Source organism: Priestia sp. Y58, assembly GCF_029522095.1.
Lineage (GTDB): Bacteria > Bacillota > Bacilli > Bacillales > Bacillaceae_H > Priestia > Priestia megaterium_E.
In genome coordinates this window covers 146,800-170,522 of the sequence record NZ_JAKWFL010000006.1, presented here as the reverse complement: position 1 = coordinate 170,522, position 23,723 = coordinate 146,800, and the positions used below count along the sequence as shown (strand labels likewise).

Here is a 23,723-nt window from a genome sequence, read left to right as displayed (position 1 = left end):
TAGAAAAATAAGTGAGCTTTTTCTATCTTACACCATTTGACCTATGAAAAAAATGTTTGTTTTACCGATACAAAATAGAGAAGTGTTGAACCTATGAACGAATAAGGAAATTCGAAAAAATGTACTCATATTTTATGGCTAACAGTTGATGAATAGATGAATAAAAAAACGGTGGTGATGGTAAGTGGTAAGAGTAAGTGGGTTAGCAAGCGGAATGGATATTGATCAAATCGTCAGTGATTTAATGAAGGCTGAACGTATGCCTATTGATAAAATGAAAAAACAAAAGCAAACGTTAGAGTGGCAGCGAGATGATTATCGCTCTATGAATTTGCTGTTATCAGAATTTAATAATCTTGCTTTTAATATGACCTTGCAGTCTTCTTATTCGTCTAAAACAGTATCTTCAGCAGATGAAACGAAAGTAAAAGCAGCAGCTACTTCCTCAGCAGCAAATGCCTCTTATACTCTTTCAAACGTGACAATGGCGACTGCTGCGCAAAATATCAGTAGTGGGAAAATTTCAGAAGGCACTATTGACCCTACTAAAAGTTTATGGGAGCAAAAAACCTTGCTTGGCAGTGCGTGGAGTGGAAAAGAGGTCAAGCAACCTGATATTACAATAAGTGCTGATACAAAGACTGCCAAGTTATCCAAAGGAGCCATTTTTGAGGGAAGCCTGCCTTCTTCTATTCAAGTGAAAAATGGGGAATCTTCTCAAGAATTTAATATAAAAACTACAGGCGATCCTACTTTAATAGGAGAGAATGATGTATTCGTTAATATGAATACGGGCGAAATGACATTCGGTTCCACGTTAGCAAACGGTAGCACTGTTCAAGGATTTACGTATAAGCAAAATGTCCTCCAGTTTTCTATTACAACGTATGACAGCAATGGAAAAGCAACAGGAGATAAGGAAGACGGCAGTATGTCATTTGAATTTGATGGTTCAGCGTCATTAAATACTGTTTTGACCCAACTTAGTAATTCAAAAGTAGGTATTTCAGCCTTTTACGATGAAGGAACAGATAAAGTTGTCTTTACTCGCAAAGACACAGGAGATTTGTCAAAAACCGGTGGTGCAGGCGGTCAAAAGATGGTGTTCTCAGGAGAGTTTTTAACAAGTTTCTTAAAATTAAATACTCAAAAAGAAACCGGCGGAACAGATGCAAAATTTACGCTAAACGGTCTAGAAACAACTCGTAAGTCCAATACATTTACAACGGGAGGCGTTACCTATACTCTCCAAAACAATTTTACAGGAGATGTGCGCGTTAACGTAAGCAATGATACGCAGAAAGTATTTGATACAATTAAAGATTTTGTGACCAAATACAATGAACTAATTGAAAAGATTAACGGAAAGATTACGGAAGAAAGAGACCGGAACTATCAGCCTTTGACTGATGAAGAAAGAGAAAAACTAACGGATAAACAAGCTGAGCAGTGGGATGATAAGGCGAAAAGCGGTTTGTTAAAAGGAGACTCAATTTTATCAAGCGGTCTAAACCAAATGCGTTCTAACTGGTATGCCTCTGTATCAGGAGTGAGCGGAGCATTTTCGCAGCTAACCGACATCGGTATTTCAACTAGTGCAAACTATAGCGATCGAGGCAAGCTAGTAATAGAAGGTGACGGGACTAAATTAAAAGAAGCAATTGAAAAAGATCCGCAGTCTGTCATGGACTTATTTATGAAAAGTGGAAGTACAACAAGTGAAAAAGGGATTGTACGACGTTTACGAGATACGATTACTCAAACCGTATCCAAAGTTGAGCAGCGCGCTGGCCGTTCAACATGGACAAGTGAACAATTTTTGCTGGGGCGGAATTTAAAAAGCGTAAACAGCCAAATCACTAGTTTTGAAAGCAGGCTCACACAGGTAGAGGACCGGTATTATCGTCAGTTTACAGCAATGGAAAAAGCCATTCAAAATGCAAATGCTCAAAGCGCGCAGTTATCGCAATATTTTAGTTAAGAAGGAGTGAACGTTTATGGCAGCAAATAATCCGTATCAAGCGTATCAGCAAGGAGCTGTTCAGACTGCTTCCCCAGGAGAGTTAACGCTTATGCTGTATAACGGATGTTTAAAATTTATTAAGCTTGCACGAACAGGCATACAGGAAAAAAATATTGAGCTGAAAAATACGAATCTGTTAAAAGCACAAAATATTATTCAAGAATTAATGATTACCCTTGATACAAACGTGCAAGTTGCTAAGTCTATGATGACTATGTATGACTATATTAACCAGTGTTTAATTGAAGCAAATACAAAAAATGACACAGCAAGCTTGGATGAAGCCGAACAATATGTAACAGAATTTCGCGATACATGGAAGCAAGTTGTGCAGCTTCACCGCCAGCAAGTCCATGGAAGCGGCGGTCAAGCATAAATATGATTAACGACCTATATCAGCTAACGGATGAGATTTATCGGCTTATTCAAACATTTTCTGACAAAAATCGAGAAGAAGGTATTCAAAAGTTAGAGTATCTTCTATTAAAAAGAAGTGACCTCATAGAGAAACTGCCGCCAAAAAGTAGGGATAATGAATCGATGGGTAAGAAAATTGTCGAAATGAATAAGGAAATTGATCAAAAGCTGATCTTAATTCGGCATCAAATTATGGTAGATCTCCGTTTGTTAAAAGCGAAAAAAAAGCATAATAACAGCTATGTAAACCCTTACGAAACAAAAACGTTTGACGGGATGTTTTACGATAAAAAAAATTAATTTTGTGTAAAAAAATACAACCCTTCTTCTTATGAAGAAGGTCTATTTTTTTGGTTTTTTCATAAACTTTTCTCAGGTTCCAAAAATTTTCACTAAATTTTCTAAAAATTTTAATAGTTTAGGAAGGGATTGTGTCGGGTATTGTAGAAATGTAGAGGTATAGCAATGGATTAAAGGAGGAGTTCGAACATGATGTATAACATTCGCGGTGAAAACATTGAGGTGACTCCAGCAATTAGGGAATACGTAGAGAAAAAGCTTGGTAAGTTAGAGCGTTATTTCGACGAAACACCAACTGCTGACGTAAATGTAAACTTAAAAGTCTACAATAACGATCAAAAAATAGAAGTCACAATCCCAATGAATGATCTCGTATTGAGAGCTGAAGAGACACACAGTGATTTATACGCAGCTGTCGATCTTGTCCTAGATAAATTAGAGCGTCAAATTCGTAAACATAAAACAAAAGTAAATCGAAAAATGCGTGAAAAAGGCGCTGAGAAGTATCTGTTCGCAGCATTAGAAAGCGAAGCGAACGTAGCTGTTGCAACTGAAGAAGATGAATTAGAGCTAGTTCGTACAAAACGATTTAATTTAAAACCAATGGATAGCGAAGAGGCTATTTTGCAAATGAATATGTTAGGACATAGTTTCTTTGTATTTACAAATGCTGAAACAAATATTACGAACGTTGTGTACCGAAGAAAAGATGGACGATATGGATTGATTGAACCAAACTAAGACTATAGGCTCTCTTAAACAAGAGAAGTAAAGAAAAAGCAGCGTGCCTCCGCACGCTGCTTTTTAGCTGCTTAAAAAAATAGTTCCATGACTACATAGCACGTAGAAGATTTGGTGAATACACGCGCCGTTTTTTTCACGTTGAACGCCTGATAAAAAGAGACTTTATTTTCTCGTGCGTTACACCAGATCTTTCGTACCCCAAGGTTCTTGGCTTTGAGAAAAACTTCCTCTAATAGACGACTGCCATATCCTTTTCCTTGTTCTTCCTTGAGAGTAGCAAATTTTCGAAATTGAGCTTCATCACCTGTTATAAATAAGGAAACAACTGATTTTAACTCTCCTTCTTCAAACAGTCCATAGTGAATGCCTGATGGATCATCTTTCAGCTGAATATAACTGAAATCTTTATCAGGCCACATGACGGTATGTCGGAATTCCCAAGCTTGTTCTTTTGTAATTGATTGAACGTTTATTCTACATTCCCCTTTTCTATTGTAAGAGTGAGGAAGGGGGAATCACAATAGAAAATAACTCGTTAATAGAGTAGTACTCGCAAAGAGACAGACGAAAAAGGGTACAAGTTGCTACTTGTTTAGCTGCAATGTTACAATTTTACTCAGAATGTTTTATAATGAAAGATACAGATATGAATGAAAATAGTATAAAATGTACTGATTATAAATAGAGGAGCGTTTTAATATGCTTGGATTATTTAAAAAAGTGTTTGACGGCAATCAACGCCAAATCGGCCGTTTAGAAAAAATGGCAGACCAAATTGATGCGTTAGGTCCTGAAATAGCGTCTTTAACTGACGATCAGCTTCGTGAAAAAACAGCTGAATTTCAACAACGCTACCAAAATGGCGAATCGCTCGATAACCTATTAGATGAAGCTTTTGCGGTTGTACGTGAAGCGGCGAAACGTGTGTTAGGCATGTATCCGTACAAAGTTCAGCTAATGGGAGGTATTTCTCTGCATGAAGGGAATATCTCGGAAATGAAAACGGGTGAAGGTAAAACGTTGACAGCTACTATGCCTGTATACTTAAATGCTATTACAGGAAAAGGTGTACATGTAGTAACAGTCAATGAATACTTAGCAAGCCGTGACGCTAGTGAAATGGGTCGTTTATATGAATTCCTAGGCTTGAAAGTAGGATTAAACTTAAACCATTTAACGCGTGAAGAAAAACAAGAAGCATATGCCGCGGATATTACGTATAGTACAAATAATGAACTAGGATTTGACTATTTACGTGATAACATGGTGCTTTACAAAGAACAAATGGTTCAACGTCCGCTTCATTTTGCTGTAATTGATGAAGTTGACTCTATCTTAATTGATGAAGCACGTACGCCGCTTATTATATCCGGCAGCGCGCAGAAATCGACTGCTCTTTATATTCAAGCTAATGCATTCGTTCGCACGCTTGATAAAGAAACCGATTTTACTTTTGATATCAAAACAAAAAGCGTTCAGCTAACCGAAGAAGGTATGTCAAAAGCAGAGCGCGCATTTGGCATTGAAAACTTATTTGATATTTCACACGTAGCGCTAAACCATCACATCAATCAAGCGCTCAAAGCACATGTAACGATGCAAAATGATGTGGATTATGTAATTGATGAAGATCAAGTGGTAATCGTTGACCAATTTACTGGTCGTTTAATGAAAGGAAGACGTTTTAGCGACGGCTTGCATCAAGCTATCGAAGCTAAAGAGAATGTTGAGATTCAAAATGAAAGCATGACGTTAGCTACGATCACATTCCAAAACTACTTCCGTATGTATGAAAAATTATCAGGTATGACGGGTACAGCTAAAACGGAAGAAGAAGAATTCCGTAATATTTACAATATGCACGTTGTTGTTATTCCGACAAACAAGCCAATTTCACGTGATGATAAAGCAGATTTAATTTATAAGTCAATGGAAGGCAAGTTTAATGCGGTAGTAGAAGATATTGCCGAGCGCCACGCAAAAGGACAGCCTGTTCTTGTTGGTACAGTTGCGATCGAAACATCTGAAGTTTTATCAGCGTTATTAAAGAAAAAAGGCATTCGCCATCACGTGTTAAATGCAAAACAGCATGAGCGTGAAGCGGATATTATCGAGAATGCGGGTCACAAAGGTGCGGTAACAATCGCAACAAATATGGCCGGTCGTGGTACGGATATTAAACTAGGTGAAGGTGTCGTTGAAGCTGGCGGTCTTGCTGTAATTGGTACAGAGCGTCATGAATCACGCCGTATTGATAATCAGCTCCGCGGACGTGCCGGACGTCAAGGGGATCCAGGGGTATCTCAATTCTATCTATCCATGGAAGATGAATTAATGCGCCGATTTGGTTCAGATAATATGATGGCAATGATGGATCGTCTTGGTATGGATGACTCACAGCCAATTCAAAGTAAAATTGTAACAAGAGCTGTTGAATCCGCTCAAAAACGTGTTGAAGGTAATAACTTTGATGCGCGTAAACAATTGCTTCAATATGATGACGTGCTTCGTCAACAGCGTGAAGTTATTTACAAACAGCGCTTTGAAGTGCTTGATTCAGACAATCTGCGTGCGATTGTAGAACGTATGATTGAATCAACGCTACAGCGTGTGGTTGAAGTAAACACACCGCGTGAAGAATTAGAAGAAGAATGGAATTTACAAGCGATTATTGATTACGTAAATGCTAATGTTCTTGAGGAAGGCGAAGTTACAGAAGAAGATCTTCGCCGTAAAGAGCCTGAAGAAATGGTAGAACTGCTGGTAGATCATGCAAAAGCTCGTTATAATGAAAAAGAAGAGCAGCTCCCTGAGGAACAAATGCGTGAATTTGAAAAAGTTGTTGTTCTTAGAGCAGTTGATTCTAAATGGATGGATCATATTGATACGATGGATCAGCTTCGCCAAGGTATCCACCTTCGTGCGTACGGCCAAACAGATCCTCTTCGCGAATATCAAATGGAAGGTTTTGCGATGTTTGAAAATATGATTGCAACCATTGAAGAAGAAGTGACGAAGTATATCATGAAAGCAGAAATTAACAACAACCTTGAGCGTCAAGAAGTAGCGCAAGGTCAGGCGGCTGTTCATCCAAAAGAAGGAGACGCGCCGGCTAAGAAGAAGCCAAAAGTAAATGCGATAGAAGTTGGCCGAAATGATCCTTGTATCTGCGGAAGTGGCAAAAAGTATAAAAACTGCTGCGGTAAAGAATCATAAAGTAAGAGTCAATTAGTATAGAATGAACTAGTACAGGAAGGAAATGAGTCTTCTCATTTCCTTCCTGTGCGTCAAAAATAAAATAGAGGTGTTCAACTCATGGATTTAGTAGAAATTAAGCAAGAACTTGACAAAACAGCTAAGCGATTAGCGGACTTTAGGGGGTCTCTTTGACCTCGATACAAAACAAGCTCGTATCGATGAATTAGATGAGACTATGGCTGATCCAAATTTTTGGAATGACCAGCAGGCAGCTCAGACTGTTATTAATGAAGCCAATGGTTTGAAAGATGCAGTAAATCAATTTAACCACTTGGATGAAACATATGAAAATTTACAAGTGTCTTATGAACTTGTAAAAGAAGAATACGATGAAGATTTAGCAGAAGAACTAGTTAGTGAATTAAAAGAGCTTATATCAGGCATGAATGACTTTGAATTACAGCTGCTTTTAAGCGAGCCTTATGATAAAAATAATGCCATTTTAGAACTGCACCCAGGTGCTGGTGGAACAGAATCACAGGATTGGGGTTCAATGTTACTACGTATGTATACGCGCTGGGCGGAGAAAAAAGGTTTCAAAGTAGAAACGCTTGATTACTTACCTGGAGATGAAGCTGGTATTAAAAGTGTAACGCTTTTAATTAAAGGTCATAATGCGTACGGGTATTTAAAAGCTGAAAAAGGCGTTCATCGTCTCGTTCGTATTTCTCCGTTTGATTCATCAGGCCGTCGCCATACGTCATTCGTATCGTGCGACATAATGCCGGAATTTAACGATGAAATTTCAATTGATATTCGTACGGAAGATTTGAAGGTTGATACGTATCGTGCAAGCGGTGCCGGAGGTCAGCATATCAATACAACAGATTCAGCTGTTCGTATTACTCACCTCCCAACTAATGTAGTCGTATCTTGTCAGACGGAACGTTCACAAATTAAAAACCGTGAGCAAGCAATGAAGATGTTAAAATCTAAGTTGTATCAATTAGAAATTGAAAAGCAGCAAGAACAGCTAGCTGAAATTCGCGGAGAACAAAAAGATATTGGATGGGGAAGTCAAATTCGTTCGTACGTATTCCATCCGTATTCATTAGTAAAAGATCACCGCACAAATACGGAAGTCGGAAACACGCAAAGCGTAATGGATGGAGATCTAGATCCGTTTATCGATGCGTATTTACGTTCTCATATTTAATCAAAAGGCAGCATACTTAGGTATGCTGCCTTTTTTTAGTTGTTAGGACTTTGTAAAATTTGGATGAAGAAAAACGAGCGTAAAGAACTATTGTTAAAAAGAAAATTAAGAAAATACAGAAATTTAAAGGTTACTGTCGTCAGTTCGCTTATTTTGTCAATGAAATAAAATGGTTAAAAATACCTGTTTTGCGATAAGAGCTTCTTTACAATCCTTTATACCCCTTTTACAAACAGAATTTATAATTTGAGTTAAATCATTAGGAAGGGGCATGTGCAGTGGAAAATAAATCGTTAAACGAATTAATAGAGCAAGTGAAACAGAATAGCTTTTCTTCGCGTAAAGGATTTGATAGACGGCGTTTTTTACAAGGAGCTGGAAAAGTAGCGGGAGTATCACTTGGCTTAACAATTGCTCAGTCTATCGGTTTAAATGCAGTAGAAGTTTCAGCTGCAGCGCCTAAATTTTCAAGTTATCCGTTCACTCTAGGCGTCGCATCAGGAGATCCTTTAGCAGATAGTATTGTTCTTTGGACAAGATTAGCACCAGACCCGTTGAATGGCGGGGGAATGCCTAATCAACCCGTTCCAGTAAAATGGGAGCTTGCCGAAGATGAAGACTTTCATCGAATTGTCAAACGTGGAACAGAAGTGGCTAGACCTGAACTTGCTCATTCTGTTCACGTTGATGTAAAAGGATTAAAGCCGAGTCATATTTATTATTATCGATTTAAAAGCGGTCATGAGTTAAGCCCGGTTGGAAAAACAAAAACACTTCCTTCAGCAAATGCAGAAGTAGCCAGCATGACGTTTGCATTCGCTTCGTGTCAGCAATATGAACATGGGTACTTTACAGCTTATGAACATATGGTTAAAGAACAATTAGATTTTGTCGTTCATTTGGGTGATTACATCTATGAATATGGACCAAACGAGTACGTGGCTGCAAGCGGAAACGTTCGTACCCACAGCAGCGCAGAAATTCAAACGCTGCAAGACTATCGAAACAGGCATGCTCAGTACAGGTCAGATGCCAATTTGAAGTCTGCTCATGCTGCTTTTCCGTGGATTGTGACGTGGGATGATCATGAAGTAGAAAATAATTATGCAAATGTAATTCCTGAAAAAGGCCAATCAGTAGAAGCATTTATCCAACGCCGCGCGGCAGCTTATCAAGCTTATTACGAACACATGCCTTTGCGTCAAACATCCTTGCCTCACGGAACGGATATGAGATTGTATCGTGATTTTTCATATGGCAAACTAGCTTCTTTTCAAGTGTTGGATACGCGTCAGTACAGAGATGATCAAGCAAACGGAGACGGAACAAAGCCGCAAACGCCAGAATCTCTTGATCCCAAACGTACGCTATTGGGGAATGAACAAGAAAAATGGCTATTTACTAATCTTGAAAAGTCAGCGTGTCATTGGAACGTACTGGCTCAACAAATTTTCTTTGCACCAAGAAAATTTGGAACGGCTGCTAAGCCTACATACAGCATGGATGCATGGGATGGGTATACGGCGAATCGTCAGCGCGTCATTGATTTTATTGAACAGAAAAAGTTGGACAACGTCATTGTATTAACTGGAGATGTACACGCTAACTGGGCTTCTAACTTATACGCGGATTTTGCTAACCTTAATTCAAGAATTATTGGTGCAGAGTTCATCGGCACCTCCATCACTTCCGGAGGGAACGGAGCAGATAAACGAGCTGATACGGATAAAATTTTAAGTCAAAATCCACACCTCACATTTTTTAATGATTACAGAGGATATGTAAGGTGTACGGTAACTCCTGATATGTGGCAAGCCGATTATCGCGTTGTGCCTTTTGTAACAGAGCCTGGTGCAGAAATTTCAACTCGAGCTTCCTTTCAATACAAAAAAGATGGAAAAGGTATGAGGGAAGTTGAAGTAAATAACGTACCGCGTGGACTAAAGATTTCTAAGGAAGTAGAGGAAGATCGGATGCGGGCACACGGGAAAGCACATGAAAAACAAGAGTTGAAAAAGAAAGAAAAAGTCCAGCAGTAAACTGAGTAAGAAAAAGGAGGTCAAATATGTTTTCTAATATTGGAATCCCTGGTTTGGTTATTATTTTAGTCATTGCCTTAATAATTTTTGGACCGTCTAAGCTGCCGGAAGTTGGAAGAGCGTTTGGACGAACATTAACTGAATTTAAAGGAGCAGCAAAAGGGCTCGTATCAGATGATGAAAGTGTTAAAGAAAAGCAGACCGCAACCGTTTCTGAACAAAAAGGGAATGAATCCACATCGTAAGTAAGGAAATAGACGAGGAAACTCGTCTATTTCTACTTGTCAGAAAGGAGAGAAAGACAATGGGAGAAATGAGCTTGATGGAGCACCTTGAAGAATTGCGTGTTCGTATTATTAAAACACTTTGTGCATTTGTAGTTTTACTTATTGTCAGTTTTGTATTTGTACAAGATATTTATCAGTGGCTAGTGAAAGATTTGGACGGCAAGCTTGCGGTACTTGGACCAAGTGAAATCGTATGGATTTATATGGTGATTGCATTTGTTTTTGCGCTTGCTTTTACACTTCCGGTAGCTGCTTATCAAGTATTTCGGTTTGTTTCACCCGGGTTAAAAAAGGAAGAATATAAGGTTCTGATTACCTTCATTCCATTCTTTTTTCTTTTGTTTGTAAGCGGGCTGGGATTCGGTTATTTTGTTTTATTTCCAATGGTTTTAGCATTTTTAATGGGCCTGTCGAATGATCATTTTTCACTAATGTTTACGGCGGAGCATTATTTCCGTTTTATGCTTAATCTGTGTTTACCGTTTGGGTTTTTATTTGAAATGCCTTTAGTTGTTCTATTCTTAACGCGCTTAGGGGTTTTAAACCCTTTAAGATTAGCTAAAGCAAGGAAGCTCTCTTATTTTGCTTTAATTGTGATATCCGTACTTATTACTCCTCCTGATTTTATTTCGGATATTTTAGTCATTGTCCCGCTTCTGCTTTTATATGAGCTCAGTGTGACAATTTCACGCGTAGTATACAAAAAACGTTTAGGAAACGAATCAATTGCTTAATCGTATACATAAGTGTGATGAGAGAATTCATGAAATTGAAACAAAGTCCTTGTAAACAGAGTGTTTTAAACATTCTGGAGTAGGTTATAATAGAGTGAAAACTCTACAGCAAGGGGGAAAAGGCTTGAAAAAAGTATTACTGACGTTAACAATCGGTCTAGCGCTTGTTTTGTCCGCGTGCGGCGGAGGAAGCTCTAAAAATGAATCTGCTGGTAAATCTTCAGCGAGTGCAGAAGACATTGTGAAGAAAAACTGTACAGGCTGTCACGGAGTAGATTTAGGAGGAGCGAATGGACCAAGCTTGCAGCATGTAGGCAGCAAGCACTCAGAAGCTGAAATTGAAAACATTATTAACAATGGTCAAGGCGGTATGCCAAAAGGACTAATTAATGAAGAAGATGCAAAAAAAGTTGCCGCTTGGCTGGCAAAGAAAAAATAAGACGGGTATCCGTCTTATTTTTGTGTTAAAGCTGCTTTAATTCTTGGTTTAAGACAATGGCTTGCTGTTGAGCTTTGACATCTTTTGCTATGTCTCCAGGTGCATTGGCTTCTCCAATGATGTATCCGCTAAAGGAAGAGCCAATAAAATCGACAATGTATTGAAATTGCATAATAAGAGGAAGAGCTTTTACAGATGCGCCTGTGCCCCCCACTACTAATACATACACGCGCTTATTTTTCATTTGTTCTTTAAAGTTGATTGTCGAATCTCTAAGACTTTCAGACCAACGATCCACAAAGTTCTTCATTAATCCGCTCATACCGTACCAGTAAAGAGGCGTAACAAATAAAATAGTGTCGTGCGCTGCCATCTTTTTCGCTATATCATAATAATCATCTTGTTGATTGGTAAACCCAAGTTCATCGTGACGCATATCAGTAATGGGGTTAATGGTGTGCCGGCGCAAGTAAACTTCTTCCGTATTGATATCCTTTAAGACTGCTTTAGCTAATTCCTCCGTATTTCCGTTTTCTCGTGAACTTCCATAAATGGTGATCATGTTATCTCTCCTCATCGTTTTTCTTATCTATCATACCTTGTTTGTAAAAAAAGTAGACATGAATGTGCTTTGTCTAACGACATTTGTAAAAAATGAACAGCAAAAAACAACAGAATTAAAAATAAGGATAAATTCTCATACCCTGCTAAAAATATCCTACTTATGTCATATTTGAAATAAAAATGTAATATTTTTGAGGCTTATTTTCACGAAGAGTGATGTTATAATGAGAAAGCGCGTGAGAAGAGTCGAATTTTTGGTTTGAATTGTAGAGTTTTGTCGTATTTTGACAAGTTTTACATAGTATTAAAATAACACACTTGATTAGGTGATTACTTATGATTGAAATGCAAAATGTATATAAAACGTATCCGAACGGTGTAAAAGCAATCAATGGCATTAGCATCAAGATTAATCAAGGTGAGTTTGCTTATATCGTAGGACCAAGTGGAGCAGGAAAATCCACTTTTATTAAAATGATGTATCGTGAAGAAAAGCCTTCTTCAGGAAATATCATTGTAAACGGTGCAAATGTAGCAAAAATAAAAGATAGCAAAGTTCCTATCTTTAGACGTCATATTGGGGTAGTCTTTCAAGATTTCAAGCTGCTTCCAAAATTAACGGTCTATGAAAATATTGCTTTTGCACTAGAAGTAATTGAGCAAAGTCCCGAAGAAATTAAAAAGCGAGTGCTAGAGGTGCTAGAGCTTGTTAAGTTAAAGGGTAAAATGGATTCTTTCCCTGATGAATTATCTGGAGGCGAGCAGCAGCGTGTGTCTATTGCGCGTTCAATTGTGAATAGTCCTAAGGTGGTCATCGCCGACGAACCGACAGGGAATCTTGATCCGGAGACTTCGTGGGAAATCATGGATATCTTTGAGGAGATTAATAAACGCGGTACGACTATTTTAATGGCAACGCATAACCGTGAAATTGTAAATACAATTCGAAAGCGCGTAATTGCGATTGAAAATGGAAATGTTGTGCGCGATGAAGTAAGAGGTGAATACGGATATGAAGGCTAGGACATTCGGTCGCCACTTACGTGAAGGATCTAAAAGTTTAGGAAGAAACGGCTGGATGACATTCGCATCTGCAAGTGCTGTTACCGTGACGCTCTTGCTTGTAGGCGTATTTTTTATGTTGATGATGAATTTAAACCACATTGCTAAATTGATTGAAAATGATGTGGAAATTCGCGTTCACGTTGATGCTGCAGCGACAGCAGATGATCGAAAAGCAATGAAAGAAAAGCTAGATGCAATTAAGCAAGTTGATACGGTGACATTTTCTTCTAAAGATAAAGAGTTAAAAGATTTAATTAATAGTATGGGTGATGAAGGACAAGCTTTTGAACCGTTTGAACAGCAAAACCCATTAAATGATGTATTTGTTGTTAAAACAAAAGAGCCGACTGATGTCGCAAAAGTAGCTAAACAAATTGAGAAATATCCGTATGCAGCAAAAGTTCAATACGGACAAGATCAAGTTGAAAAGTTATTTAAAGTGCTGAAAGTAGCTCGTAATATCGGAGTAGTGCTGATTTTAGGGCTTCTATTTACAGCGATGTTCCTCATTTCAAATACAATTAAAATTACGATTGTAGCTCGCCGTGAAGAGATTGAAATTATGCGCTTAGTTGGAGCTACAAACTCCTTTATTCGCTGGCCGTTCTTTATTGAAGGTCTGTTTTTAGGAGTGCTTGGTTCTATTGTGCCAATTGCAGTTATTATCGGTGTGTACAGCGTTTTATATAATGAAGTTCAACCTAAGTTTGATGGATTCTTTGAACTTTTACCTGCCTTTCCATTCGTGCTTCAAGTGTCGCTATTATTACTAGTGATCGGCGGTCTAATTGGGATGTGGGGAAGTACATTATCCATCCGTAAGTTCTTACGAAAATAAGAATAGATTTTTAACATAATAGATTACAACAACCTCACATTTGATGTTTATCAAATGTGAGGTTGTTGTGTAATTACACATAAAAATAGAAAAAAGTGCTAATGGGGGTCTTGCTAATGCCCGTTTATACGGGGAAATATGTGCAGATGGGGAGAAACAAATGACACGTAAGACATTAGTAATGACAGCAGCAGTTTTAGTTGGACTAAGTGCGGCTTGGATAGGTAATGAAAAAATTGCTTATGCAGAAAGTGCCAGCACTACTAAACTCAGTGATTTAGAGAAAAAAAGTGATGATGTGAACCAAAATATTAATCAAAATAAAGAGAAATTAAAAGAGGTTCAAGAAAAGCAAAAAAACGAAGAAGCTGAGATTGCGCGCTTGGATTCAGAGGTCGGACAAACGAATGCAGATATCCGCAGCCGTGAATCTGAAGTAGAAAAAGCAAAGCAAGACATCGAAAAGCTGAAAAGCGAGATTGACGTTGTAAAAAAACGAATTGAAAAACGAAATGAGCTATTAAAAAAACGTGCTCGTGCTTTACAAGAAAATGGCGGGTCTGTGGATTACATAGATGTACTGCTAGGCTCTGAAAGCTTCGGAGACTTTATTAGCAGAGTGAGTGCGGTTTCGACAATTGTAGGGGCTGACCGCGATTTGTTAATGCAGCATGAAGCCGATAAAAAGGCAAAAGAAGAGAAAGAAACAAAAGTTCAAAACAAGCTAACGGAAGTAAATCAAGCGCTTGAAGAGCTTAAAAATCTTCGTGCGCAGCTGCAAAAACAAGTGGATGAAAAGAATCAGCTCATGCAAACGCTCAAAGATCAGGAAAAAGAATTTAATGAAGAAGCAGTTGGATTAGAAGAGCAAGCTTCTATTTTAGCTGATCAAAAAAATGCAGCACAAGCTCAACAGCAAGAAATTGAAACAGCCGGGGCAACAGAGGAGGCACCCCCTGTTACAAGCGGGTCGTTTATGAGGCCGGCAAAGGGCCCGGTAACATCTCATTTTGGGTATCGAGAAACGTTTGGAAGAGGACACTACGGTATTGATATTGGAAAGCGAGGAGAAAGTGTGCCAGTTGTAGCCGCAGCAAGCGGAAAGGTAATTAGAGCATATCATTCTTCTTCTTTTGGTAATGCCGTATTTATTCGTCACAATGTAGAAGGTCAGACGTGGGTTACAGTTTATGCTCATTTAGAGAGCTACAGCGTCTCAAGCGGTCAATCTATCAATAAAGGTCAACAATTAGGTTATATAGGGAACACAGGACGTTCGTTTGGTGCTCACCTGCATTTTGAATTGCATAAAGGCGATTGGAAAGGCAAAAGTTCCGCTGTAAACCCTGAAAGTTATATTAAATTTTAAGTTCCTAGCATACGTGGTACAAGCTCAACATATAGTTTAACAAAAAGGCATCGCACTTGATTTGTGTGGTGCCTTTTGCTACAAATAACACATGCATCCTTTTTATTACATAGTTTTGGTTGTATCTATTATAATAAGAAGAGATGGCTTAAGGTTGAGGAGGATGAAAGAACTTGAATCGGAAAATCGTTGCACTATTAATGGCACTCTCCTTAGTTGTTGGAGCAGCAGGTACATATTTTGGCATTCAGTATGCAAATGCTGGAACGGTCAGTACCCCCCTTACAACTTCTTCAAATGATAGTAAAGTGGAAAAGGAAGAGCTAGACAAGATCAAGCAAGCTTATGAACTGATATCTTCAAAATATTACAAAGATGTAGATGACAAAAAATTATTAGATGGCGCAATCCAAGGAATGGTACAAACCTTAGGAGACCCTCACTCATCTTACATGGATAAGAAAACGGCACAGCAATTCACGCAGTCTCTTGATTCATCGTTTGAGGGAATTGGCGCTGAAGTAAGCATGGTAGATGGAAAAGTAACAATCGTAGCTCCGTTTAAACAATCTCCTGCGGAAAAAGCAGGATTAAAACCAAATGATCAGATTTTAAAGATCGATGGTAAAAGTATCGCGGGTCTGGAATTGAATGAAGCAGTATTAAAAATTCGCGGTAAAAAAGGCTCTACCGTGACATTAGATGTTCAACGACCGGGCGTGAAAGAAACGATGAAAGTAAAAGTTGTAAGAGATGAGATTCCAATTGAAACCGTCTATTCTTCTGTTAAAAATGTAAACAATAAAAAAATTGGCTACATGGAAATTACGTCATTCTCTGAATCAACGGGAGACGAATTTACGAAACAGTTGAAAAAACTTGAAAATAAAAATATTGATGGCTTAGTTCTAGACGTTCGGGGAAATCCTGGTGGCTATTTAACGAGCGTTGAAAAAATGCTTGATAAATTAGTAACGAATAAAAAGCCATATATCCAAATTGAAGATCGTAACGGTGAACGTCAAAAAGTGGTTTCTTCAATGAAAAAGCAAAAGGATTATCCAATTGTGGCCTTAATTGATGGAGGAAGTGCATCCGCTTCTGAAATTCTTGCCGGGGCATTAAAAGAAGCAGGAGGATACAAGCTAGTTGGTGAAAAATCCTATGGAAAAGGAACGGTTCAACAAGCTGTTCCAATGGAAGACGGCAGTAATTTAAAATTAACGTTCTATAAATGGCTAACGCCTGATGGAAACTGGATTAACGAAAAAGGTATAAAACCAACAGTAGAAGTCAAGCAGCCGGATTATTATTATGCAAATCCAATTCAAGTTGATAAAAAGCCATTAACACGTGATATGACAGGTGACCAAGTTAAGAATGCTCAAGTGATGCTAAAAGGCCTTGGCTTTGAACCTGGACGTACAGACGGATATTTTAGTAAAGAGACAGAAACAGCTGTAACTGCATTCCAAAAAGCCAATAAGCAAAAAGCTACAGGTGAAATCGATGAAGATACAGCAGCGCTTTTACAAACAAAACTTCTAGAAAAAATTAAATCAAAAGATGAAGATCGTCAGCTTCAAACGGCTTTAAAGCTAGCTAGTCAATAAGAAGTAGAAAAAGTTCCGTGCTTTTCCAAAGCGCGGAACTTTTTTAGTAAAAACAACATTGTCGGTTAGTGATGCATTTTGATAAAATAAAGAAGCCTATGATACATAACAATCAATCGTAAATGTTGTAATAAAAATGTGAAAAATACAGGTGGTGAAAAAATGGATTTTGCATTAGAGCTCTTAAAAGGTATCGGGCGTTTGTTTTTACATCCGTTAACTTATTTATTTCTGCTCGTCTCGTTTTTTGTAGGTCTTTCTCGCGTCAAGAGAGAGCGTCAGAATTTTCATGTTCGCGTGTTTGATTTTATTTTAGAAGCAAAATATTTATTTTTTCCAGGTATCATTATTGGGTTGATTTTATCCGTTGTTACCGTGTTGCTAGGTGTCTATGTATCTATAGGAATGATTGTACTTGTAGCTGTTTTAACTTTTATCATAAGCGGCCCTTGGACGTTTAAATGGCTTTCTCCTTCTTACACCGTAGGACTGGCTGTGCTTGCAACCTTGCTTATTCCGGCATCTGGTTTCGGTGAAGGATTTATTCAAACGTGGTCTGTGCAAGCCCATAACGCAGATCTACCTTCCCTGACTATTTTAATGTCTCTGCTTGTATTAGCAGAAGGATATTTAATTTGGAAATTTGGAGCAAAAGGTACGTCTCCAGCCATTGTGAAAAGTAAAAGAGGGCAGGAAATTGGGGCTCATTACTCTCAAAAATTATGGGTAGTCCCGCTTTTTGTCTTAATTCCAGGCAGCGCCATTACGTCTGTGTTTCCATGGTGGCCTGTGTTATCTATTGACGGAACATCATTTAGCTTGTTTTTTGTTCCTTTTGCTATCGGTTTTTATCAGCGAATTCAAAGTATGGTGCCGTTTAAATCTATTGAATTTACCGGTAAGCGTGTATTAGCATTAGGCGTGGGATTAACGATCATTACGATTGCTGCCATTTTTTATCCTCTTGCCGCTGTAGCTGTTGTTATTCTAGCGATCATAGGAAGAGAGTCGATTCGTTTGCAACAGCGTCGAAGCGATGAAAAAGCGCCCGCACTATTTACTAAGCGCACACAAGGTTTGGTTGTATTAGGAATCATCCCTCATTCTCCGGCAGAGAAAATGGGTTTGAAAGTAGGAGAAGTGATTATTAAGGTAAATGGAATCGCTGTATCTGAAGTCCATAAATTTTATGAAGCATTACAAGTTAATAACCGTGCTTTTTGTAAGCTAGAAGTTATTGACGAAAATGGAGAAGTTCGCTTTACTCAGCGAGCATTGTATGACAACGAACATCATGAACTAGGTATTTTGTTTGTACACAATTATACAAAACGTGATTCACAAGCTGGTTAAAAGACGGATAAAAAGGAGAAATGTTTGTGGAAGTCAAAACGATTGCCGCAGTTTTTCTACCCGCCATATTGCTTGTTCTGTTTGCTAGAGTAACATATAACTTATATGTTGCCACAGCGCTGACGCTTTTGTTGATAGCTGTTTCTGTATATAAAGGGTACGCAGATTATCCGCTTATTATTTTAATAGATTTACTTTCAGCAGCCATCGGTTTTATATATGCAAAAAGCATGCTAGCAGCTGGAAAATAAAGATTGTTGGTTTGATGATAAGTTAATCGCTTGTTATTAAACTGTACACAAAAGCTCTCTGCACAACGTGGAGAGCTTTTTTATGTAAAAAAATGAGTTAGAACTTATAACAATATTGTTCCGGTTCATTTAACGAGCGAGTATAATCAAATTAATTAGACAAATATGTTTATGAATGAAATATTTTAAACACTTATGTATAAATTCATTTAAATAGGTGTACAGAAATGTGAGAAGGGTATAGAAAAATAAAATTATTAATCTGAAAATTTAGTTTATTTTTTGATTTTAAAAAATAAAAGGAGGTTTAGGATTGATGGAAGTATTAATGAGAACGATGTTTCAGTCGCTTGGCAAAAATCATTCAATGAACAAATTAGCTAAAAAGTATGGATTGAGGATGGGGGCAGCTCGTTTTGTTGCTGGAGACTCAACCGAATCAGCAATTCAAACATCTAAGGAGCTTAACAATAGTGGAAAAGTTGTTACACTCGATTATTTAGGAGAATTTGTTTTTACAGAAGAGGAAGCCAGGTTGTCTACTGCCATGTGCATTCAGACACTAGAAGCCATTGCAGAATCGGGAGTTCAATCAAATTTATCATTAAAGATGACTTCTTTAGGGTTGGATATTAGCAAAGAGCTTTGTATGGAAAATATGCGCAGAATTTTACACATGGCCAGAATGAATAATATTTTTGTTCGAATTGATATGGAAGACTACTTGCACTGCCAAATCTCCCTTGATATGTATAAAGAATTACGCAAAGAGTTCGATAATGTTGGAATTGTGATTCAAGCGTATCTTTATCGTACAGAACAAGATATGAATGACTTACATCAATATCAAGCCAATTTACGTCTAGTAAAAGGAGCTTATAAAGAATCACCAGAAGTATCATTTCCAGAAAAGAAAGACGTAGATGAAAACTATAAAAAAATCATTAAAATGCATTTATTAAATGGTCACTATACAGCTGTAGCAAGTCATGATGAAGAAATGATTCAGTACACAAAACGATTAGTAAGAGAAAATGGTATTTCAAATGACCAATTTGAGTTCCAAATGCTTTATGGAATTTGCGTAGAGCTGCAGGATCGTCTAGTAAAAGAAGGATATAAAGTAAGGGTTTATGTTCCTTACGGCATTGATTGGTTTGGGTATTTCATGAGACGCCTAGCCGAACGCCCTGCCAATGTATGGTTCGTATTAAAAAATTTCTCCAAATAAGTTCAGTCAAAGAAACATAAAAAATTCGACACAAGTACTCTGAGCTTCGTGTCGAATTTTTTAATTAGTTTAATCCGTATTCTTTGATTTTGTTATAAAGGGTGCCGCGTGAAATGCCAAGCAGATCTGCTGCTGCACTTTTATTTCCATAGGTTTTTTGAAGAGTCTCTTCTATTAGCCTAGCTTCTTGAAGAGACTCTTCTTCTTTTTGAACTTCTGTGAAAGAACTTGCATCTTTCAGATTGTCAGGTAGGTGCGTAAGGGTAATCAACGACTGATCGCTTAGAAAAATCATTCGTTCAATCGTATTTCTCAGCTCGCGAATATTGCCTGGCCAATCGTATTGCATAAAGGCTTCGAGAACTTCAGAGCTAATGAAAGGAGCCTTCTTTTTATACTTCTTGCTGAATTCCTGTACAAATTGCTGAGTCAATGCTTCGATGTCTTCTTTATGGTCTCGAAGCGGCGGAATAATAATGTTGATGACGGTCAGCAGATAGTAAAGATTTTCATGGAATTCACCGGCTTTTAGCAACTCTTCCAAAGGCGTCGTGGTAGAGGCTATAATTCGGGTTTGAACTTGAATTTCTTCCGTGCCTCCAACGTGATAAAAGGATCGTTCTTCCAAGTAACGGAGAAACTTAACTTGAATTTCAAGAGGCATTTTATCAATTTCTTCAATAAATAAAGTCCCGTTGTGAGCCTGCTCCAGTTTTCCCGCAATGGTTGTTGGATCTTCTGAAAAGACATCTTTTTGATGACCAAAGAGCTCAATTTCCAGGAGTCCCGATGGAATAGTGGCGCAATTTAAAGATAAAAAAGGTTCTTTATGTTTAGATCCCCCGTAGTGGATGGCCTGAGCCAGCATTTCTTTCCCAGAACCAGGTTCTCCTGTTAATAAAATAGGCATATCTGTAGATGCCACTTTTTTGGCAATGTCAACGGCTTGCTTAATTTCAGGACTGATACCCGCGAAAGAAGAAAATGGATTATCTTTTGGAATGAGAAGAGACACATCAATTTCTTCATTTAATCTTACAATATTGGTAATGTCGTGTTCAGTTGCGACTCCACCTATGACTCGATTGTTTCTTATAATAGGAGATGCATTGATGAGCACGTGAGTTTGTTCATTAGGACGATGATACGTTCCGCGTACAGGGCGCCCTTCATTTAGAATCGTATGTAGAATGATTGATTCATCTTTGAAATGCTCTCCGATTTTTCTACCCATAATATCATCTCTCTGAATCTTATACGTATGTTCCGCAGCAGTGTTCCACAAGATTACATTTCCTTCATTATCGACCGCTGTCACTGCATCATTAATGGTTTCTGCCAATGTATCAAAATAGGAAGCTAATATCTCATTTTGGCTATGCAAATGTGTAATCCACTGTGAAGGTGTTACAAGTCCTATTGTGGTTTCTTGGTTTTCTGCTTGAATGAGGACTGGTCTGTTCCAGTTTGTGTTGGCTTGTAAATTGGCTAACGTAGAAGTAGAAGATGAAGGCCAATTTGTATCCGTTATTACTTTTTTTATGGAAGATGCCTCGTCATGACCCGTTAACAGGTATCGTTCATCTTTTTGTATTACATAAAAGGTACTTGCTGTGACTACAACGAAGTCATAGTTTGAAAGTTCAGATTTCACTTTAGCTAAAGAAGTTGATTCTTCAACTGTTATAAAGGAGTTATTTATAAGAACTTGATCAACGCTTGCCATACTAAACCCCTCTCAGTACATATTTTTTATACTGTATCATAATTTAGAAATTGGCGCAAAAGCCTATCTTTTTCAAACAATTACGCAGCTTACTTTCTTTTATTGCTTTCATCCAAAGAGTTGTATTCCCTTCGAAAAGGGTAGTATAAGAATTTAGTGGGTAATAAAGTAACAGGGTAAAAAATAAAAACAAACAAACACTATATAAGATTAATACTCATTAGTTTCATTTATGATTATAAAGTGATAAAATACGAATATCAGTTCGTGTTTTCGGTTTTTACATATCGTAATAAAAAATAGATAAAACAAGAAAATGGAAACGGAGGCCTTCATTTGAAAGATCAGTTTGAATTAGTATCCCCATATCAACCGCAAGGTGATCAGCCAAAGGCAATTGAAAAGATTGTGAAAGGAATTAAAGAAGGTAAGCAGCATCAAGTTTTGTTAGGTGCTACAGGAACGGGAAAAACCTTCACCATGTCTAATGTTATTAAGGAAATAAATAAGCCGACATTAATTATGGCTCATAACAAAACGCTTGCTGGTCAATTGTACAGTGAGTTTAAAGAGTTTTTCCCTAATAACGCAGTTGAATACTTTGTCAGTTACTACGATTACTATCAGCCTGAAGCTTATGTACCTCAAACAGATACATTTATTGAAAAAGATGCAAGCATTAATGATGAAATTGATAAACTTCGGCACTCGGCAACTTCTGCTCTTTTTGAACGAAAAGATGTCATTATTATTGCCAGCGTGTCCTGTATTTATGGATTAGGGTCTCCGGAAGAATACAAAGAAATGGTCGTATCTCTTCGAGTAGGAATGGAAAAAGAGCGGAATCAGCTGCTTCGTACGCTAGTGGATGTACAGTACGAAAGAAACGATATTGACTTTAAGCGCGGAACGTTTCGCGTTCGCGGCGATGTTGTGGAGATTTTTCCTGTATCTCGAGATGAACACTGTATTCGCGTCGAGTTTTTCGGAGATGAAATTGACCGCATTCGAGAAGTTGACGCTCTAACAGGAGAAATTATTGGAGATCGTGAACATGTAGCTATCTTCCCGGCATCCCACTTTGTCACGAGAGAAGAAAAAATGCGTGTTGCTATTCAAAACATTGAAAAAGAATTAGAAGAACAGCTAGAGAAGCTAAAAGAAGCAGGAAAGCTTTTAGAAGCGCAGCGCTTGGAGCAGCGCACGCGCTACGATCTAGAAATGATGAGAGAGATGGGCTTTTGTTCGGGAATCGAGAACTACTCTCGTCATTTAACGCTTCGTCCAGCTGGTTCTACACCTTATACACTGCTGGACTTCTTCCCGGAAGATTTCCTTCTTGTTGTGGATGAATCACACGTTACGATTCCTCAAGTTAGAGGAATGTATAATGGAGACCAAGCGCGTAAACAAGTATTAGTAGACCATGGTTTCCGCCTGCCGTCTGCATTAGATAACCGCCCGCTTAAATTTGATGAATTTGAACAGCATATTAACCAAATTGTTCATGTTTCTGCAACACCAGGTCCTTACGAACTTGAGAAGGCACCTGATGTGATTGAACAAATTATCCGTCCAACGGGATTATTGGATCCAAATATTGAAGTTCGACCAATTGAAGGACAGATTGATGATTTAATTGGAGAAATTCACGACCGGATTAAGCGAAATGAACGAGTGCTCGTTACGACGTTAACAAAGAAAATGTCTGAGGATTTAACGAACTACTTAAAAGAAATTGGCATTAAAGTTCAATACCTTCACTCTGAGGTGAAGACGCTCGAGCGTATTGAAATTATCCGAGAGCTGCGGCTTGGAAAATATGATGTGCTTGTAGGAATTAACTTACTTCGTGAAGGTTTAGATATTCCGGAAGTTTCGTTAGTAACCATATTAGATGCCGACAAAGAAGGATTCTTGCGTTCAGAACGATCGCTTATTCAAACCATCGGACGTGCTGCGCGAAATGCTAATGGACATGTCATTATGTATGCAGATCGCATCACAAACTCCATGGACATTGCTATCAATGAGACCAAGCGTCGTAGAAGTATTCAAGAAGCTTACAATGAAGAGCATGGTATTACACCGACAACGATTCAAAAAGAAGTTCGAGGCTCAATTCGTGCAACAGTAGTAGCAGAAGATACAGAAACGTATGAAGAAGCACCGGCATTTGATAAGCTCAACAAAAAAGAAAAAGCAAAGCTCGTAGAAGAAATGGAACAAGAAATGAAAGAAGCAGCCAAAGCGCTTAACTTTGAACGCGCAGCTGAGCTTCGTGACTTGATTCTAGAATTAAAAGCGGAAGGGTGA

21 protein-coding genes are annotated in these 23,723 nt (G+C 38.1%); 18 read left to right on the top strand and 3 right to left on the bottom strand.

Annotated features, from left to right (window positions below; translation table 11 throughout):
* The first annotated feature begins 184 nt into the window (after positions 1 to 184).
* From fliD to hpf, 4 genes are all read left to right on the top strand, one after another.
* The gene (gene fliD / locus MMB68_RS18920; protein WP_221785846.1) at positions 185 to 1,981 is read left to right on the top strand and encodes a flagellar filament capping protein FliD; all 1,797 of its coding nucleotides are present in this window, start codon (positions 185 to 187) and stop codon (positions 1,979 to 1,981) included.
* A 16-nt stretch (positions 1,982 to 1,997) separates the two neighbouring features.
* A complete protein-coding gene (fliS, locus tag MMB68_RS18915) occupies positions 1,998 to 2,399 on the top strand; it encodes a flagellar export chaperone FliS (RefSeq protein WP_216888984.1) in 402 nt (133 codons plus the stop codon).
* A gap of 2 nt (positions 2,400 to 2,401) precedes the next feature.
* The gene (fliT, locus tag MMB68_RS18910) at positions 2,402 to 2,740 is read left to right on the top strand and encodes a flagellar protein FliT (protein WP_221785845.1); all 339 of its coding nucleotides are present in this window, start codon (positions 2,402 to 2,404) and stop codon (positions 2,738 to 2,740) included.
* 189 nt (positions 2,741 to 2,929) lie between these two features.
* A complete protein-coding gene (gene hpf / locus MMB68_RS18905; RefSeq protein WP_013059750.1) occupies positions 2,930 to 3,481 on the top strand; it encodes a ribosome hibernation-promoting factor, HPF/YfiA family in 552 nt (183 codons plus the stop codon).
* 71 nt (positions 3,482 to 3,552) lie between these two features.
* On the opposite strand, the gene MMB68_RS18900 is transcribed toward hpf, so the two are convergent.
* The gene (locus MMB68_RS18900) at positions 3,553 to 3,957 is read right to left on the bottom strand and encodes a GNAT family N-acetyltransferase (protein ID WP_277549263.1); all 405 of its coding nucleotides are present in this window, start codon (positions 3,955 to 3,957) and stop codon (positions 3,553 to 3,555) included.
* A 226-nt stretch (positions 3,958 to 4,183) separates the two neighbouring features.
* Here MMB68_RS18900 and secA point away from each other — a divergent pair, with 226 nt between their 5' ends.
* The 6 genes from secA (at position 4,184) to cccB (ending at position 11,397) form a co-directional block, all read left to right on the top strand.
* Complete coding sequence (gene secA / locus MMB68_RS18895; RefSeq protein ID WP_013059748.1) at positions 4,184 to 6,700, top strand: preprotein translocase subunit SecA; 2,517 nt, start codon at positions 4,184 to 4,186, stop codon at positions 6,698 to 6,700.
* Between the two features lie 99 nt (positions 6,701 to 6,799).
* A protein-coding gene (gene prfB, locus MMB68_RS18890) for a peptide chain release factor 2 (protein ID WP_115655064.1) occupies positions 6,800 to 7,898 on the top strand; the annotation gives its coding sequence in 2 pieces (ribosomal slippage) (positions 6,800 to 6,862 and positions 6,864 to 7,898; 1,098 coding nt in all).
* A gap of 305 nt (positions 7,899 to 8,203) precedes the next feature.
* Positions 8,204 to 9,937, top strand: a complete 1,734-nt coding sequence (locus MMB68_RS18885) for an alkaline phosphatase D family protein (protein WP_372452300.1) — start codon at positions 8,204 to 8,206, stop codon at positions 9,935 to 9,937.
* 26 nt (positions 9,938 to 9,963) lie between these two features.
* Positions 9,964 to 10,182 (top strand): twin-arginine translocase TatA/TatE family subunit, encoded by a 219-nt coding sequence (locus MMB68_RS18880; RefSeq protein ID WP_016765885.1) that lies wholly within the window; start codon positions 9,964 to 9,966, stop codon positions 10,180 to 10,182.
* 59 nt (positions 10,183 to 10,241) lie between these two features.
* On the top strand, positions 10,242 to 10,958 hold the full coding sequence (gene tatC / locus MMB68_RS18875; protein ID WP_221785843.1) for a twin-arginine translocase subunit TatC: 717 nt from the start codon (positions 10,242 to 10,244) through the stop codon (positions 10,956 to 10,958).
* 124 nt (positions 10,959 to 11,082) lie between these two features.
* On the top strand, positions 11,083 to 11,397 hold the full coding sequence (gene cccB, locus MMB68_RS18870; protein WP_221785842.1) for a cytochrome c551: 315 nt from the start codon (positions 11,083 to 11,085) through the stop codon (positions 11,395 to 11,397).
* 25 nt (positions 11,398 to 11,422) lie between these two features.
* On the opposite strand, the gene MMB68_RS18865 is transcribed toward cccB, so the two are convergent.
* Positions 11,423 to 11,959: a flavodoxin family protein gene (locus tag MMB68_RS18865; RefSeq protein ID WP_221785841.1), complete on the bottom strand. Its 537-nt coding sequence runs from the start codon at positions 11,957 to 11,959 to the stop codon at positions 11,423 to 11,425.
* Positions 11,960 to 12,297: 338 nt separating this feature from the next.
* Between MMB68_RS18865 and ftsE the strand changes: the two genes are divergently transcribed.
* The 7 genes from ftsE to MMB68_RS18830 all read left to right on the top strand — a co-directional run bounded on the left by ftsE (position 12,298) and on the right by MMB68_RS18830 (position 19,681).
* Positions 12,298 to 12,984 carry a cell division ATP-binding protein FtsE gene (gene ftsE, locus MMB68_RS18860; protein WP_014457812.1) on the top strand — a complete coding sequence of 229 codons (687 nt, stop codon included), beginning with the start codon at positions 12,298 to 12,300 and terminating at the stop codon, positions 12,982 to 12,984.
* Positions 12,974 to 13,864, top strand: a complete 891-nt coding sequence (gene ftsX, locus MMB68_RS18855; protein WP_014457813.1) for a permease-like cell division protein FtsX — start codon at positions 12,974 to 12,976, stop codon at positions 13,862 to 13,864. The genes ftsE and ftsX overlap by 11 nt, the downstream gene beginning before the upstream one ends.
* Positions 13,865 to 14,024: 160 nt before the next feature.
* Complete coding sequence (locus MMB68_RS18850) at positions 14,025 to 15,233, top strand: murein hydrolase activator EnvC family protein (RefSeq protein WP_221785840.1); 1,209 nt, start codon at positions 14,025 to 14,027, stop codon at positions 15,231 to 15,233.
* Between the two features lie 173 nt (positions 15,234 to 15,406).
* Complete coding sequence (locus MMB68_RS18845; RefSeq protein ID WP_013059738.1) at positions 15,407 to 16,846, top strand: S41 family peptidase; 1,440 nt, start codon at positions 15,407 to 15,409, stop codon at positions 16,844 to 16,846.
* A 162-nt stretch (positions 16,847 to 17,008) separates the two neighbouring features.
* Positions 17,009 to 18,199 carry a PDZ domain-containing protein gene (locus MMB68_RS18840; RefSeq protein WP_221785839.1) on the top strand — a complete coding sequence of 397 codons (1,191 nt, stop codon included), beginning with the start codon at positions 17,009 to 17,011 and terminating at the stop codon, positions 18,197 to 18,199.
* A 26-nt stretch (positions 18,200 to 18,225) separates the two neighbouring features.
* Positions 18,226 to 18,450, top strand: a complete 225-nt coding sequence (locus tag MMB68_RS18835; protein WP_013059736.1) for a DUF2198 family protein — start codon at positions 18,226 to 18,228, stop codon at positions 18,448 to 18,450.
* 316 nt (positions 18,451 to 18,766) lie between these two features.
* Complete coding sequence (locus MMB68_RS18830) at positions 18,767 to 19,681, top strand: proline dehydrogenase (RefSeq protein ID WP_277549262.1); 915 nt, start codon at positions 18,767 to 18,769, stop codon at positions 19,679 to 19,681.
* Between the two features lie 64 nt (positions 19,682 to 19,745).
* Here MMB68_RS18830 and MMB68_RS18825 read toward each other — a convergent pair whose 3' ends face one another.
* Positions 19,746 to 21,407, bottom strand: a complete 1,662-nt coding sequence (locus MMB68_RS18825) for a sigma-54 interaction domain-containing protein (RefSeq protein WP_277549249.1) — start codon at positions 21,405 to 21,407, stop codon at positions 19,746 to 19,748.
* A 336-nt stretch (positions 21,408 to 21,743) separates the two neighbouring features.
* Here MMB68_RS18825 and uvrB point away from each other — a divergent pair, with 336 nt between their 5' ends.
* Positions 21,744 to 23,723, top strand: a complete 1,980-nt coding sequence (gene uvrB, locus MMB68_RS18820; protein WP_055991626.1) for an excinuclease ABC subunit UvrB — start codon at positions 21,744 to 21,746, stop codon at positions 23,721 to 23,723.